Consider the following 13,619-nt stretch of genomic DNA (forward strand, 5'->3'; position numbering starts at 1 on the left):
GGCGATGCGTTCACAATCGGCTCGGCCCGCATGCAGCAGGAGCCCGCGATGAACGACAGCGTCACGAAGTACATCGGCAGCGACACCGCCCGGCTCTACCAGGCGGCCAGCGGCAGCCAGGTCCGGCTGGAGTTGCTCTGGGGTGACCGGGCCCAGTTGCTGGAGGCGGGACCGAGCCGCTCCAAGGTGCGTGCGCGCGGCAAGACAGGCTGGGTCGACAACGCGGCGCTGGGCGGAAAGTCGCTGCTGGAGGTCTACATCATCGATGTGGGTCAGGGCGACGGCATCCTGATACGCACGCCCGACGACCGGCATCTGATGATCGACGGCGGCTATGCGCGCAGCAAGCAGCCCAGCGGCAAGAACGCGGCCGACTTCGTCGACTGGAAATTCGCCAAGGACTATGGCCGCGACACCATCAAGCTCGACGCGATGATCGCCTCGCACTGCGATGCCGACCATTACGGCGGCCTGGCCGATCTGCTCGATGTGGCGCAGACCGCCGAGCTTGATGCCAAGAAGCTGCAGGTCGAGGCCTTCTATCACGCCGGTGTGGCCTGGTGGACCAACCCGGCCAACGGCCAGCGCTGGCTGGGCCCGAGCTCGGCCGACAAGCGCTGGCTGACCCAACTGATGGGCAGCCGCAACGAGGTGCTGGCCGCGCTGAAGCCCGGCGCCGAGCCGCGACTGCAGGGCGAGTGGGCCGGCTTCATGGCCCATGTGTGCAAGGCCCGCACCGCCGCCGGCCGCATCACGCCGGTGCGCCGCCTGAGCCAGAAGGACGGCTTCCTGCCCGGTTTCGATGGCGCCGGCGGCGGCGTCGCGATCAAGGTGCTGGGGCCCTGGGAGCAGACCCTGGCCGGCAAACCCGCCTTGCACAGCTATGCCTCGGCGCCCAGCCAGAACACCAACGGCAATAGCGTGCTGCTGCGCCTGGACCATGGCCGCGCCCGCATCCTCTTGACCGGCGATCTCAACACCGCCAGCCAGCGCGCGCTGCTGGACGACTATGCGGGCCGGCGCATCGAGTTCCAGTGCGATGTGGCCAAGGCCTGCCACCATGGCAGCGACGATGTGAGCTACGAGTTCCTGGCCGCGCTGCGGCCGGCCGTCACGGTGATCTCATCGGGCGACAGCGAGGGCCACGACCACCCGCGCCCGGCCATCGTCGCGGCCAGCGCCACCACCGGTCACCTGCAGGTCGAGCAGGACCGCATCGTCACGCCGCTGGTCTACTCAACCGAGATCGCCCGCAGCGTGCAGCTGGGCAAGCCGCTGCGCCTGATCACGCCCGATCACGCGCACGAACAGGCCGAGCTGGCCAAGATCCGCATCGAGGCCGCCGTCACCAAGGCCGGTGACCTGAATCCCAGCAAGACCACGCGCACGCTGGGCAGCACCCTGGTGGTGGCCGGTCTGGTCTATGGCCTGGTCAATATCCGCACGGATGGCGAGACCATCATCTGCGCGACGCTCAACGAGAAGGATCACAGCTGGAGCGTGCGCAAGATCAGGTCGAGGTTCTAGCTAGCCCGCCAGATCCCGCACATGCTCGTCATCGGCCCAGCCGAGGATCTCGAAGCCGCCGCCGTCCTTGAGCTGCACGCGGTTGATGCCGGTGTTCGGAATTGCGCATTCGCGCGCGCCATGCAGGCTCAGGCCCTTGGCCGTGCGCCAGACCATGTCGAGCACGCCGCCATGGGTCACGACGGCCAGGCGCTGGCCGCTGTGCTGGGTGGCCAGCTGCTGCAGCGCGCCGATCACGCGGCGGTGGAACAGCGTGCGGCTCTCGGCACCGCCGGGCAGCGCGTAGTCGGGCTCGTGCTTGGCCCAGAGCGCGAACTCGGCCGGATGCTGGACGCGGATGTCCTCGAAGCTCAGGCCTTCGAGGATGCCGAAGGCCTGCTCGCGCAAGGTCGGCGTGTAGCTAGGCACCAGCTTGGTCTGGCCGGCCAGCGGCGCGGCGGTCTGGCGGGTGCGCATCAGATCGCTGACCACCAGCGCGTCGATGCGCTCGGCCGCCAGCCGTGCGCCCAGGCGTTCGGCCTGGGCCAGGCCGCGCTCGTTGAGCGGCACATCGAGATGGCCCTGGAAGCACTGGCGGCGATTCCAGTCGGTTTCGCCATGGCGTATCAGTAGCAGTTCGGTCATGGCTTCAGATCCAGGGCTGGGGCAGCTGCTCGGTGGCGATGGCCTGCTGCACCGCCGGGCGCTCCAGCATGCGCTGCAGATAGACGCCCAGCAGCGGCAGGCTGCGTGCCGGCCGGGCGAAGCCGCGGGTCCAGCGGCACAGCATGAAGGCCAGCGCGTCGGCCACGCTGTAGCGCTCGCCCAGCAGCCAGGGGCCGTCATGGCTGGCCAGCTGGGCCTCCAGCTGGTCCAGCAGCGGCGCGATGCGCGCCTCGCCCTGGGCCTTGACCTGGGCCACGCCCTCCGCATTGCCCTCGGCCACCCAGCGTTCGGGGTAGAAGTAGGCCAGGAGCAGGGGCTGGAAGGTATTGGTCAGCCAGATCAGCCATTTGTAGAACTGGGCCCGCTCGGCCGTGGCCAGCGGCGGCACGAGGCCGGCCTCGGGATGGGTGTCGGCCAGGTGCAAAAGGATGGCGGCGGTCTCATACAGCACCAGCTCGCCATCGACCAGCACCGGGATCAGCCCGTTGGGGTTGAGCTTCAGATAGTCGGCCGACTTGTGGGCGCCGGCGGCGCGGTCGACCAGCTTCAGCTCGAACGGCACGGCCAGTTCGTTCAGGACGATGTGGGGCGCGAAGCTGGCATTGCTCGGGTGGTAGTGCAGCTGGATCATGGGGTGGGGCCGGGCGTGATCGATGGTGGGCATCGTAGCGCCAGCTTGTGACGACGTGGGGGCGGCGGGGTGCGCCAGCGCACGGACGATGCGATCGGCTTCATGCAAGCTGGCTCACCGGCGGAATTCCGTCATTGCAGGAGAGATCAGCCATGTCCAAGGGCCAGCGCGGCAACAAGGAAGCCAAGAAACCGAAGAAGGACCCGCCGATCAGCAAGCCCGCCGATCCGGGCGCCTTGGCGCCGCCGGTGGCGGAGCGGGGGCGCAAGAAGTAGGCGAGGGCTGGTGCTCAGACCACGCAGCCGGCCTCGCTGCCTGAGCCCTGCTGCGAGCTCGCCAGGCTCACGCCATAACGCTCGGCCGTCATATGGGCCAGGATGGACAGCGCGATCTCCGGCGGCGTGCGGGCGCCGATGTTCAGGCCGACCGGGCCGTGCAGCCGCGCGAGTTGGGCCTCGCTCATGCCGAAATGCTCGGCCAGGCGGGCCTTGCGCTTGGCCTGGTTGACACGCGAACCGATCGCGCCGACATAAAAGGCCGGGCTGCCCAGCGCTTCCATCAGGGCCAGGTCATCGAGCTTGGGGTCGTGGGTCAGCGCGACGATGGCGCTGTGGCCATCGGGGGCAAAGCGCTGCACGACGTCGTCCGGCATCTCGCGCGTCAGGGTGGCGCCAGGGATGTCGGGCTGGTATTCGTCGCGCGGGTCGCAGACCAGCACCTGGTAGTCCAGCGCCAGCGCCATGCTGGCCAGGTACTGGGTCAGCTGGCCGGCGCCGATGATCAGCAAGCGCCATTGCGGGCCGTGATGGGTGATCAGCTGCGTCTCGCTCAGGCGCACCACATCGGCATGGGCCTGCGGGGCCAGCAGGCGCACCGCGCCGCTGGCCAGGTCCAGCTCGCGTTGCACCCGTTCGCCGGCCGCCAGACGGGCCAGCAGGGCCGGGATCTGCGAGGCTGCGCTCAGCGGCTCCAGCACCAGCTCCAGCGTGCCGCCGCAGGGCAGGCCAAAGCGGGTGGCCTCTTCGGCGCCGACGCCGTAGCGGATCAGATCGGGTCTGCTCAGGGTCAGCGCGCCCTCGCGCACCTTGGCGATCAGATCGTCCTCGATGCAGCCGCCCGAGACCGAGCCGGCGATCAGGCCGTCGTCGCGCACCGCCACCACCGAGCCCACCGGCCGGGGCGCCGAGCCCCAGGTGCGGGTGATGGTGCCCAGCACGACGCGCCGGCCCTCGCTCATCCAGGTCGATACCTGGCGCAGCACATTCAGATCAACATTGTCCATAAGCGTTCTTTGAGACTCTAGCCCGGCGCCCGGGCGATACAGGCGTCGAACATACCCGATAGCGGCCGGCCTTGCCTGAGCCGCGGTGAATCCGGGTTGACCCGCAGCTCTGGTGCAAGTGGGCACCAAGCTGGCACAGCTGTGCCAAGCCGGGGCAGCAAGCCCGGGCTGAAACGCCCCATGTATGGGCATACATGCGGGTAAACGGTAGATAGCGCCCGCGGCGGGCTGCCGCGACGATGGTCGCTGATGGATCGCTGACGACAACAAGGAGACAAGCCAATGAGCCACAAGATCACGCTCAAGGTCAACGGCAAGCCGGTCACGCGCGAGATCGCGCCGGACCGCCTGCTGGTGCAATTCCTGCGCGAGGACCTCGCGCTGACCGGCACCCATGTGGGCTGCGACACCAGCCAGTGCGGCGCTTGCACCGTGCACCTGGACGGGCGCGCGGTGAAGAGCTGTTCGATGCTGGCCGTGCAGGCGGTCGGCGCCGAGATCACCACCATCGAGGGCCTGTCACCGGCCGGCGGGGAGATGCACCCGATGCAGGCGGCGTTCAAGGAGTGCCACGGCCTGCAATGCGGCTTCTGCACGCCCGGCATGGTGATGAGCGCGGTCGACCTGGTGCAGCACCACCGCTGCAGCTCAGAGACCGAGATCCGCGAGGGGCTGGAGGGCAATATCTGCCGCTGTACCGGCTACCAGAACATCGTGCGGGCCGTCCAGATGGGCGCTCAGAACATGAAGGTCTAAGGAGCACACGACCATGAACGCACCCAAAGAAGGTTTCATCGGCCAGAGCGTCAAGCGCCGCGAGGACGCGCGCTTTCTGACCGGGCGGGGGCAGTACACCGATGACATCGTGCTGCCGCGCCAGACTTACGCCTACTTCCTGCGCTCGCCCTATGCCCATGCGCGCATCAAGAGCGTGGACACGGCCAGCGCGGCGGCGGCCGAGGGCGTGCTGGGCGTCTACACCGGCGAGCACTTCCGCGCGATCGGCGGCCTGCCCTGCGGCTGGCTGATCAACAGCCTGGACGGCAGCCCGATGAAGGAGCCCAAGCACCCGATCCTGGCCGACGGCAAGGTCCGCTATGTCGGCGATCCGGTGGCCCTGGTGGTGGCCGAGAGCTATGCCGAGGCCAAGGCCGCCGCCCAGCTGATAGCCATCGACTACGAGGAGTTGGTGCCGGCGGTCGACACCGCCGCCGCCAAGGGCCACGCGGGCCAGGTGCATGAGGAAGCGCCCGACAACGTCTGCTACACCTGGGGCTGCGGTGACAAGGCCGGCACCGATGCGGCCTTTGTCGGCGCCGCCCATGTGACGCGTCTGGAGTTCCGCAACAATCGGCTGATCCCCAATGCCATCGAGCCGCGCGCGGCCAACGCGGCCTACAACGCCAGCGACGACAGCTACACGCTCTACACGACCAGCCAGAACCCCCATGTGGCGCGGCTGCTGATGTGCGCCTTCGTGCTGGGCATTCCCGAGCACAAGCTGCGCGTCGTCGCGCCCGATGTCGGCGGCGGCTTCGGCTCCAAGATCTTTCTCTACAACGAGGAGACCGCGCTGACCTGGGCCAGCAAGCAGGTCGGCCGGCCGATCAAGTGGACGGCGGACCGCTCCGAGGCCTTTCTGAGCGATGCCCATGGCCGCGACCATGCGACCGTGGCCGAGCTGGCGCTGGACGCCGGCGGCAAGTTCCTGGCGATGCGGGTCCACACCACCGCAAACCTGGGCGCCTATCTGTCGACCTTCGCGTCCAGCGTGCCGACCATCCTCTACGCCACGCTCCTGGCCGGCCAGTACACGACCCCCAAGATCTACGCCGAAGTCACCGGCGTGTTCAGCAATACCGCGCCGGTCGATGCCTACCGCGGTGCCGGCCGGCCCGAGGCCACCTATGTGGTCGAGCGTCTGGTCGAGACGGCGGCCAAGGAACTGGGTCTGAACCCGGCCGAGATCCGCCGCCGCAACTTCATCCACAGCTTCCCCTACGCGACGCCGGTAGGCCTGACCTACGACACCGGCGACTACGACGCGACGCTCAAGGAAGTCATCGAGCTGGCCGATGTGGCCGGCTTCGCCGCGCGCAAGGCGGTGTCCGAGGCCAAGGGCTTGAAGCGCGGCATCGGCTACTCGACCTATATCGAGGCCTGCGGCCTGGCGCCGTCGAACATCGCCGGCGCTCTGGGCGCACGGGCCGGCCTGTTCGAGGCCGGCGAGGTGCGGGTGCACCCGACCGGCAAGGTGACCATCTTCACCGGCAGCCATTCGCATGGCCAGGGCCATGAGACGACGTTTGCCCAGGTGGTCGCGGACCGGCTCGGGATTCCGATCGATGATGTGAGCATCGAGCACGGCGACACCGCCAAGGTGCTGTTCGGCATGGGCACCTACGGCAGCCGTTCCCTCTCGGTCGGCGGCACGGCCATCATCAAGGCGGTCGACAAGGTGATTGCCAAGGGCAAGAAGATCGCCGCCCATTTGCTGGAAGCGGCCGACACCGACATCGAGTTCGAGAACGGTGTCTTCAAGGTGGCCGGCACCGACAAGAGCGTGCCCTTCGCCTCCGTCTCGCTGACCGCCTATGTGCCGCACAACTATCCGCTGGACAAGCTGGAGCCCGGCCTGAATGAAAACGCCTTCTATGACCCGACCAATTTCACCTATCCGGCCGGCTCCTATGTCTGCGAGGTCGAGGTCGATCCGGCCACCGGCGTCGTGCGGGTGGACCGTTTCAGCGCGGTGGATGACTTCGGCAATATCGTCAACCCGATGATTGTCGAAGGCCAGGTGCAGGGCGGCATCGCGCAAGGCATAGGCCAGGCGCTGCTGGAGCACGGCATCTATGACAAGGAGAGCGGCCAGCTCTTGACCGGCAGCTATATGGACTATGCGATGCCGCGCGCCGACGACCTGCCCAGCTTCAATATCCGCACGTCCAAGGGCACGCCCTGCACGCACAACCCGCTGGGCGTCAAGGGCTGCGGCGAGGCGGGCGCGATCGGCTCGCCGCCGGCGGTGATCAATGCGATCTGCGATGCGCTGGGCATCAAGGATCTGCCGATGCCGGCGACACCGCACACCGTCTGGCAAGCCATCCAGGCCAACCGTTGAACCGGGGAGCACAGCATGACATTCGCCTACCAACAAGCCACCAGCGTCGCCGACGCGGCCCAGGCCGTGCGGGCCAACAGCGAGGCCAAGATCCTGGCCGGCGGGCAGTCTTTGCTCGCCGCGATCAAGCAGGGCCTGGCCGCGCCCGAGGCCTTGATCGATCTGTCCGGCCTGGCCGATCTGAAGGGCATCAAGGTCGAGGCCGGCAAGGTCACGATCGGCGCGATGACCACGCACGCGGCAGTGGCCGCGTCCAAGGAGCTGGCCGCAGCCATTCCCGCGCTGGCCGATCTGGCCGGCCGCATCGGCGATCGCCAGGTGCGCAACCGCGGCACGATGGGCGGCAGCCTGGCCAATAACGACCCGGCCGCCTGCTATCCGGCGGCGGCGCTGGCCTTGAACGCCACCATCCACACCGACCGGCGCTCGATTGCGGCCGATGATTTCTTCAAGGGCCTGTACGAGACCGCGCTGGCCGAGGGCGAGATCATCAGCTCGGTGAGCTTCCCCGTCCCGGAGAAGGCCGGCTGGCAGAAGTTCAAGCAGCCGGCCTCGCGCTTCTCCATCGTCGGCGTGTTCGTCGCGAAAACGGCCGGCGGCGTGCGTGTGGCCGTGACCGGTGCCGGGTCTTGCGTGTTCCGTGCCACGGCGCTGGAGCAGGCGCTGAGCGCCAGCTGGAGCCAGGCGGCGACGATGACGGTCAGCATCAGCGAGGAGGGCCTGAACAACGATCTGCATGGCTCGGCGGCCTACCGGGCGGCGCTGATCCCGGTGCTTGCAGGAAGGGCCGTGGCCGGCGCCTGAGCGCAAAACCCAGCGCCACTCAGCAAGGGTCTGGGGTGCGCGGCTTGGCGAGGTCAAGGAGGAGACCGAGCGAAGCGAGGGCGGGGACAGGAGCCAAGCCGCGTACCCCACGCCCGCAGCCCGCCCCATGTTTGCACGACCACCCATGACGCCAAGCTCCATCGATACAACCGTTCAAGCTCTGCTGACGCAAGGCTATGTCGCCCAGCGCGAACTGGCCACCGCCGTCTTCCTGGCCCTGCGCCTGCAGCGCCCGCTGTTCCTGGAGGGCGAACCGGGCACCGGCAAGACCGAGATCGCCAAGGCCCTGGCCGCGATGCTGGGGCGGCCGCTGATACGGCTGCAGTGCTACGAGGGCCTGGATCTGGCCAGCGCGGCCTATGAGTGGAACCATGCGCGGCAGATGCTGGAGATCAAGAGCGGCGGCCTGAGCGGCGATGAGTTGTTCGCGCGCCGCTTCCTGATCGCGCGGCCGCTGCTGCAGGCCCTGGAACAGCCGGGGGTGCTCTTGATCGACGAGCTCGATCGTGCCGATGAGCCTTTCGAGGCCTTTCTGCTGGAGGTGCTGAGCGACTTCCAGCTCAGCATTCCCGAGCTGGGTGTGATCAAGGCCGCCGAGCCGCCCATCGTGGTGCTGACCAGCAACCGCACCCGCGAGATCCATGATGCGGTCAAGCGGCGCTGCCTCTACCACTGGGTCGATTTCCCCGATGCGCAGCGCGAGCTGCAGATCCTGCGGCTCAAGGTGCCCGGTGCCGGCGAGGCGCTGTCGCGCCAGATCGTCGCCTTCATCCAGGGCCTGCGCACGCTGGACCTGTACAAACTGCCCGGTGTGGCCGAGACCATCGAATGGTCGCGCGCGCTGCTGGAACTCAATGCGCTGGTGCTGGACCCGGAGACGGTCAGCAACACGCTGGGCGTGCTCTTGAAATACCAGGACGACATCGCCAAGGTGCAGGGCTCGGAGGCGGCGCGGCTGCTGGAGCAGGTGAGGGTGGCCACGCACCATGGCTGAGTCGCCCGATCTGCCGGCACACCTGGCGGCCAATGTGATGCACTTCGCCCGCGTGCTGCGCCAGTCCGGCATGGCCGTGGGCACGGACCGGGTGCAGCTGTGCCTGCAGGCGCTGCAGGTGGCTGGGCTCGAATCGCGTGCCGATTTCAAGGCCACGCTGGCTGCCTGCCTGATCGATCGCGCGGCGCACCGGCCGCTGTTCGAGCAGGCTTTCTATCTGTTCTGGCGCGACCCCGATCTGCTGGGCCGGGTGATGGCGATGATGCTGCCGCGCGCCCAGGCCCAACCCGGCACCCCGCCACCGCCGGAGAACCGGCGCCTGGCCGATGCGCTGTTTCCGCAGGGGCAGGGCCAGAAGCCGCGCGAACCTGAAGAGCAGATCGAGATCGATGCCCGGCTCAGCTGGAGCGATCAGGAGCTGCTGCGCCAGCGCGATTTCGAGACGATGACGGCCGAGGAATGGGCCGCCGCCAAGCGCCTGCTGGCGCGGCTGAGGCCCTTCGTCGAGACCCGGCCCACGCGCCGCTTCCGGCCTTCGGCCCAGGGCCGCTTCGACTGGCGTGCCACCTTGCGCGCGCAGACCCGCGAGGAGCTGGCGCCGCCGCGCTGGCGCCGGCCGCGCGTCAAGGTCGCGCCGCTGCTGATCCTGGCCGACATCTCCGGCTCGATGAGCCGCTACTCGCGCATGCTCTTGCACCTGGCCCACGGTCTGGCGAATCCGGCCGAGCGCCGTCATGCGCCCAGGGTGACGAGCTTTGTCTTCGGCACGCGACTGACCCCGATCACGCGATTGATGCAGCAGCGTGACCCCGATATCGCGGTGGCCGCCGTCGCACGCGCGGTGGCCGACTGGTCGGGTGGCACTCGCATCAGCGCCTGCCTGCACCAGTTCAACCATGATTGGGCCCGCCGCGTGCTGAGCAGCGACACGACGGTGCTCCTGATCACCGACGGACTGGAGCAGGGCGATAGTGCGGAGGCCCTGGCCTTCGAGGCGCGCCGCCTGCGCCTGTCCTGCCGCCGCCTGATCTGGTTGAATCCGCTGCTGCGCTTCGAGGGTTTCGAACCGAAGGCCGCCGGCATCAAGGCATTGCTCCCCGAGGTCAGTGCCCATCTTCCCGCCCACAATCTCGCCAGTCTTGAAGACCTGGTGAACACGCTATGCAACTGACCGGACAAGAAACACTCCCCGTCGCCCAGGCCCAGGCCTGGGCCGCGCTCAACGATACCGAGATGCTGAAGACATCGATCACCGGCTGCGAAGCGCTGACGCCCACTGGAGAGAACGAATACGAGGTCCTGCTCGCGGTCGCGATCGGTCCGGTCAAGGCGAAGTTCAAGGGCAAGTTGAAACTCTCCGACCTGCAGCCGCCGACCAGCTACCAGCTCGCCTTCGAGGGCTCGGGCGGCGCGGCCGGGCATGGCAAGGGCACGGCCCAGGTGCGGCTGGAGACGCTGGGCCCGGCCCAGACCCTGCTGAACTACACGGTGGTGGCCAGCGTCGGCGGCAAGATCGCGCAGATCGGTTCGCGCCTGGTCGATATGGCCGCGCAGAAGATGGCCGGCGACTTCTTCGCGGCCTTCAATGCGGCGCTGGCCGAGCGCTATGGGGTGGCGCCGGCCGAGCTACCGACCCCGCCCAAGAGCGCTTTCCAGCGCTTTCTGGACTGGTACCTGGGCTGGCTGGGGCGGATCTTCAAGAGCGGGCGTTGAGGGTCAGAGCGCCGCGCTGGCCCGCTTCCACCACTGCGAGAACGAATCGCAGTGCCGCGCCACCGGCGCGAACAGCTGCGGCCTCGGCCGGCAGCGTGCCAGGCCGTGCAGGGCGGGCGAGAGATGCGGGTCGGCCACCATCTGCACCGAGCGGGCGCCCGCCAGCGCCGCCGCCAGCGTAGCCGCATCACCCCACCAGCGCAGCGCGGCCAGCTCGCTCATGCGCTGGCCGACAAAGGTCCAGCGTGCCGTGCTCCAGGGCCAGCGCGCATGCAGATGGCCGGCCTCGAAGACGGCCACGCTGACGCTGTCGGCGGGCAGATCGGGAGGCGGGTCGGCCAGGGCCCAGGCGTGGACCAGCCAGACATCGCGCCCCGCCACCGCCTGGGCATCGGGCACGCTCCAGGCGGCAGGCGGCCGCTCGTGCAAGGCCGGCGCGTCGACACCCAGAGCTTGCCGCGCTTCGGCGCCGACCGGCTCTGCGCTGCGCGCGATCGCATCGAGGGCCTCGTAGCTGGTGTCGATCACCGTGCCTGGGCTGTGCCAGTCCGGCGGCGCATGGCGCACGACATTGCCGGCATTGAAGAGATAGGGCTTGTGGCTACCGGTGCCGGCCACCCACTGCCAGCTCAGGTGGTTGCTGGCCAGATCACCGTCCAGCAGATGGCCATACATCCAGTCGGCACCGCTGCGCCAGTGGATCTTGCGCAGATGGACGATGTAGCTGGCCAGCCACAGGCGCAGATGGTTGTGCAGATAGCCTTCGGCATAGAGCAGGCGCACCGCCCGGTCGATCACTGGGACGCCGCAGCGCGCCTCGCGGATGTCGGGCGGCAGCTCGCGGGCATAGGCACGGTCGGGCAGCGGACCGGCATGCAGGGAGCGGAAGATCGCGTCGCCGCGGCGCTGCCAGACATGGTGAAAGTACTCGCGCCAGCCGAACTCGTAAACCAGCTTGTGCTGCGGGCCCAGCGGCCCGTGCCGTTCGGACAGTGCGGCCATCACCGCAGGCAGGTCCAGCAGGCCATGGCTCAGATAGGGCGAGAGCCGCGTCACCGCACCGTCCAGCGCATTGCGGCTGCGCGCGTACTCGTGCGGGTCGATCGCGGCCAGCCGTGCCCGGGCGGCGGCCAGCGTGGGCGGGAAGCCGGGCTTGCTCATGCCGCGGCGGCTCGCAAGGCCTCGGCGTGCGCGCGGATGGCCTGCCGCTGCGCATCGTCCAGCCGCGCCAGATTCCTGAGCTGCATCTGCATGCGCGGCTGCTCCGCCAGCCAGCCCTCGTGGCGCAGCAGAAAGTCCCAGTACAGGCTGGTGTAAGGGCAGGCGCGCTCGCCCACGCGCTCGGCCGGGTCGTAGCGGCAGCCTCGACAGTAGGGGCCCATGCGCTGCAGGTATTTGCCGCTGGCGATATAGGGCTTGCTGGCCATCAGGCCGCCATCGGCGAACTGGCTCATGCCCAGGGTGTTGGGCAGCTCGACCCACTCGACCGCATCGACATAGACCGCCAGATACCAGGCATGCAGCTGCTTCGGGTCCACGCCCAGCAGCAGCGCGTAGAGGCCGGTCACCATCAGGCGCTGAATGTGGTGGGCATAGCCGTGTTCCAGGGTCTGCTTCAGCGCGTCGCGCAGGCAGGCCATCTCGGTGTCGCCGCTCCAGTAGCAGGCGGGCAGGGGCTGGCGGGCGTCCAGCGCATTGCGCTCCAGATAGCCGGGCATCTGGGTCCAGTAGATGCCGCGCACATACTCGCGCCAGCCGAGGATCTGGCGGATGAAACCCTCGACGCTGGCCAGCGGCGCCTGGCCATCGCGCCACGCCGCCTCGGCCGCAGCGACCACCTCGCGCGGGTTCAGCAGCTTCAGGTTCAGTGCGGCGGCCAGCTGCGAGTGGTAGAGCCAGGGCTCGTCGGGCCAGAGCGCGTCCTGGTAGCGGCCGAACAGCGGCAGGCGCTCGCTGATGAAGTCCTGCAGTGCCAACAGCGCATCGGCGCGCGTCACCGGCCAGGCGAAGTGCGCCAGCGAGCCCGGGTGATCGGCAAAGCGGCTGTTGACCAGCGCGATGACCTCGCGGGTGATCGCATCGGGTGCGAACTCCGCACGCAGCGCTCGCAAGCCGGGGCCGTTGGCGCCGAAGGCCTCGCGGTTCTCGGCATCGAAATTCCACTGCCCGCCCGCCGGCTGGCCATCGGCCTGCATCAGCACGCCGTGCCGGCTGCGCAGCTCGCGGTAGTAGTACTCCAGTCGCAGCTGCTTGCGGCCCTTGGCGTGGGCCGCGAACTCGCGCACCGTCGCGTAGAAATGCCGGTCCTCGCGCAGCGCCAGCGGCAGCCCGGCCTCGCTGGCCACCGCCTTCAGCGCCTGCAGCATCCGCCAATCCCCTGGCGCGGTCAGCAACAGGCGCTGCGGCCGCAGCTCGGCAATGCTGGCGCTGAGCTCGGCCGCCAGCGTGCCGAGATTGCCCGCATCGTCGAGCCGCCGGTAGTGCAGCGGCCTTCCGGCGGCGCGCAGCGCGGCGGCGAAATGCCGCATCGCGGCCAGGAACAGCGCGATGCGCGGCTTGCCCGACCATACATGGGTGGACTCCTCGGCCACCTCGGCCATCCAGACCGCGTCCTGGGCCGGATCGAAGTCATCGAAGGCGGCGGCCTGCAGATCGAGCTGATCGCCCAGCACCAGCACCAGATCGCGCAGGCCCTCAGCCATGGCGGCCCGTCCTGGCGCTGCGGCAGGCGTCGGAGCAGTAGCGCAGCTCCTCCCAGACCTTGGCCCAGCGCTTGCGCCAGCTCATGGGCCGGCCGCAGGCCTGGCAGGGCTTGCTGGGCAGGTATTGCTTGTTGCCCTTGAAAGCAGCGCTGGCCCCGCCCTGTCTCTGCATCGGT

Annotated in this window: 14 protein-coding genes; 8 read left to right on the forward strand and 6 right to left on the reverse strand. The window is 68.8% G+C overall.

The features are described 5' to 3' along the window. Window positions 1-48 precede the first annotated feature (48 nt). Window positions 49-1,527, forward strand: coding sequence for a ComEC/Rec2 family competence protein (locus O5M90_RS18430; protein ID WP_269839879.1), 1,479 nt, complete (start codon window positions 49-51; stop codon window positions 1,525-1,527). On the opposite strand, the gene O5M90_RS18435 is transcribed toward O5M90_RS18430, so the two are convergent. Together O5M90_RS18435 and O5M90_RS18440 are read right to left on the reverse strand one after the other, a co-directional pair. After that, a complete protein-coding gene (locus tag O5M90_RS18435) occupies window positions 1,528-2,151 on the reverse strand; it encodes a histidine phosphatase family protein (RefSeq protein ID WP_269839880.1) in 624 nt (207 codons plus the stop codon). 4 nt (window positions 2,152-2,155) lie between these two features. Continuing rightward, window positions 2,156-2,803: a glutathione S-transferase family protein gene (locus O5M90_RS18440; protein ID WP_262972405.1), complete on the reverse strand. Its 648-nt coding sequence runs from the start codon at window positions 2,801-2,803 to the stop codon at window positions 2,156-2,158. 152 nt (window positions 2,804-2,955) lie between these two features. On the opposite strand from O5M90_RS18440, the gene O5M90_RS18445 reads away from it, so the two are divergent. Beyond that, window positions 2,956-3,078, forward strand: a complete 123-nt coding sequence (locus tag O5M90_RS18445; RefSeq protein WP_262971916.1) for a hypothetical protein — start codon at window positions 2,956-2,958, stop codon at window positions 3,076-3,078. 14 nt (window positions 3,079-3,092) lie between these two features. Here O5M90_RS18445 and O5M90_RS18450 read toward each other — a convergent pair whose 3' ends face one another. After that, window positions 3,093-4,085 (reverse strand): XdhC family protein, encoded by a 993-nt coding sequence (locus O5M90_RS18450; RefSeq protein WP_269839881.1) that lies wholly within the window; start codon window positions 4,083-4,085, stop codon window positions 3,093-3,095. A 282-nt stretch (window positions 4,086-4,367) separates the two neighbouring features. On the opposite strand from O5M90_RS18450, the gene O5M90_RS18455 reads away from it, so the two are divergent. From O5M90_RS18455 to O5M90_RS18480, 6 genes are all read left to right on the forward strand, one after another. Next, window positions 4,368-4,841: a (2Fe-2S)-binding protein gene (locus O5M90_RS18455; protein WP_137943849.1), complete on the forward strand. Its 474-nt coding sequence runs from the start codon at window positions 4,368-4,370 to the stop codon at window positions 4,839-4,841. A gap of 13 nt (window positions 4,842-4,854) precedes the next feature. Next, window positions 4,855-7,209, forward strand: coding sequence for a xanthine dehydrogenase family protein molybdopterin-binding subunit (locus O5M90_RS18460; RefSeq protein ID WP_269839882.1), 2,355 nt, complete (start codon window positions 4,855-4,857; stop codon window positions 7,207-7,209). 15 nt (window positions 7,210-7,224) lie between these two features. Next, window positions 7,225-8,013, forward strand: coding sequence for an FAD binding domain-containing protein (locus O5M90_RS18465; protein ID WP_269839883.1), 789 nt, complete (start codon window positions 7,225-7,227; stop codon window positions 8,011-8,013). Between the two features lie 145 nt (window positions 8,014-8,158). Beyond that, window positions 8,159-9,028 carry an AAA family ATPase gene (locus tag O5M90_RS18470; protein ID WP_137943852.1) on the forward strand — a complete coding sequence of 290 codons (870 nt, stop codon included), beginning with the start codon at window positions 8,159-8,161 and terminating at the stop codon, window positions 9,026-9,028. Beyond that, window positions 9,021-10,199 carry a vWA domain-containing protein gene (locus O5M90_RS18475; RefSeq protein ID WP_269839884.1) on the forward strand — a complete coding sequence of 393 codons (1,179 nt, stop codon included), beginning with the start codon at window positions 9,021-9,023 and terminating at the stop codon, window positions 10,197-10,199. The genes O5M90_RS18470 and O5M90_RS18475 overlap by 8 nt, the downstream gene beginning before the upstream one ends. After that, window positions 10,190-10,741, forward strand: coding sequence for a CoxG family protein (locus O5M90_RS18480; protein ID WP_269839885.1), 552 nt, complete (start codon window positions 10,190-10,192; stop codon window positions 10,739-10,741). Before O5M90_RS18475 ends, O5M90_RS18480 begins: the two co-directional genes overlap by 10 nt. Window positions 10,742-10,744: 3 nt before the next feature. Here O5M90_RS18480 and O5M90_RS18485 read toward each other — a convergent pair whose 3' ends face one another. Genes O5M90_RS18485 through O5M90_RS18495 form a run of 3 tightly spaced genes read right to left on the reverse strand, consistent with a single transcriptional unit; the run spans window position 10,745 to window position 13,615 of the window. Beyond that, the gene (locus O5M90_RS18485) at window positions 10,745-11,902 is read right to left on the reverse strand and encodes an FAD-binding domain-containing protein (protein WP_269839886.1); all 1,158 of its coding nucleotides are present in this window, start codon (window positions 11,900-11,902) and stop codon (window positions 10,745-10,747) included. Further along, window positions 11,899-13,443 (reverse strand): cryptochrome/photolyase family protein, encoded by a 1,545-nt coding sequence (locus O5M90_RS18490; RefSeq protein WP_269839887.1) that lies wholly within the window; start codon window positions 13,441-13,443, stop codon window positions 11,899-11,901. The genes O5M90_RS18485 and O5M90_RS18490 overlap by 4 nt, the downstream gene beginning before the upstream one ends. Continuing rightward, window positions 13,436-13,615 (reverse strand): DUF2256 domain-containing protein, encoded by a 180-nt coding sequence (locus O5M90_RS18495; protein ID WP_269839888.1) that lies wholly within the window; start codon window positions 13,613-13,615, stop codon window positions 13,436-13,438. The genes O5M90_RS18490 and O5M90_RS18495 overlap by 8 nt, the downstream gene beginning before the upstream one ends. Between the last annotated feature and the right edge of the window lie 4 nt (window positions 13,616-13,619).

Origin of the sequence: Paucibacter sp. M5-1 (assembly GCF_027498415.2) — a bacterium.
In the GTDB taxonomy this organism is placed as follows: domain Bacteria; phylum Pseudomonadota; class Gammaproteobacteria; order Burkholderiales; family Burkholderiaceae_C; genus Roseateles_E.

What these genes read in the sequence shown, in the direction of transcription:
- O5M90_RS18430 (WP_269839879.1), top strand. Translation starts at nt 49, where the DNA reads ATGAACGACAGCGTCACGAAGTACATCGGCAGCGACACCGCCCGGCTC.
- O5M90_RS18435 (WP_269839880.1), bottom strand. Translation starts at nt 2,151, where the DNA reads ATGACCGAACTGCTACTGATACGCCATGGCGAAACCGACTGGAATCGC.
- O5M90_RS18440 (WP_262972405.1), bottom strand. Translation starts at nt 2,803, where the DNA reads ATGATCCAGCTGCACTACCACCCGAGCAATGCCAGCTTCGCGCCCCAC.
- O5M90_RS18445 (WP_262971916.1), top strand. Translation starts at nt 2,956, where the DNA reads ATGTCCAAGGGCCAGCGCGGCAACAAGGAAGCCAAGAAACCGAAGAAG.
- O5M90_RS18450 (WP_269839881.1), bottom strand. Translation starts at nt 4,085, where the DNA reads ATGGACAATGTTGATCTGAATGTGCTGCGCCAGGTATCGACCTGGATG.
- O5M90_RS18455 (WP_137943849.1), top strand. Translation starts at nt 4,368, where the DNA reads ATGAGCCACAAGATCACGCTCAAGGTCAACGGCAAGCCGGTCACGCGC.
- O5M90_RS18460 (WP_269839882.1), top strand. Translation starts at nt 4,855, where the DNA reads ATGAACGCACCCAAAGAAGGTTTCATCGGCCAGAGCGTCAAGCGCCGC.
- O5M90_RS18465 (WP_269839883.1), top strand. Translation starts at nt 7,225, where the DNA reads ATGACATTCGCCTACCAACAAGCCACCAGCGTCGCCGACGCGGCCCAG.
- O5M90_RS18470 (WP_137943852.1), top strand. Translation starts at nt 8,159, where the DNA reads ATGACGCCAAGCTCCATCGATACAACCGTTCAAGCTCTGCTGACGCAA.
- O5M90_RS18475 (WP_269839884.1), top strand. Translation starts at nt 9,021, where the DNA reads ATGGCTGAGTCGCCCGATCTGCCGGCACACCTGGCGGCCAATGTGATG.
- O5M90_RS18480 (WP_269839885.1), top strand. Translation starts at nt 10,190, where the DNA reads ATGCAACTGACCGGACAAGAAACACTCCCCGTCGCCCAGGCCCAGGCC.
- O5M90_RS18485 (WP_269839886.1), bottom strand. Translation starts at nt 11,902, where the DNA reads ATGAGCAAGCCCGGCTTCCCGCCCACGCTGGCCGCCGCCCGGGCACGG.
- O5M90_RS18490 (WP_269839887.1), bottom strand. Translation starts at nt 13,443, where the DNA reads ATGGCTGAGGGCCTGCGCGATCTGGTGCTGGTGCTGGGCGATCAGCTC.
- O5M90_RS18495 (WP_269839888.1), bottom strand. Translation starts at nt 13,615, where the DNA reads ATGCAGAGACAGGGCGGGGCCAGCGCTGCTTTCAAGGGCAACAAGCAA.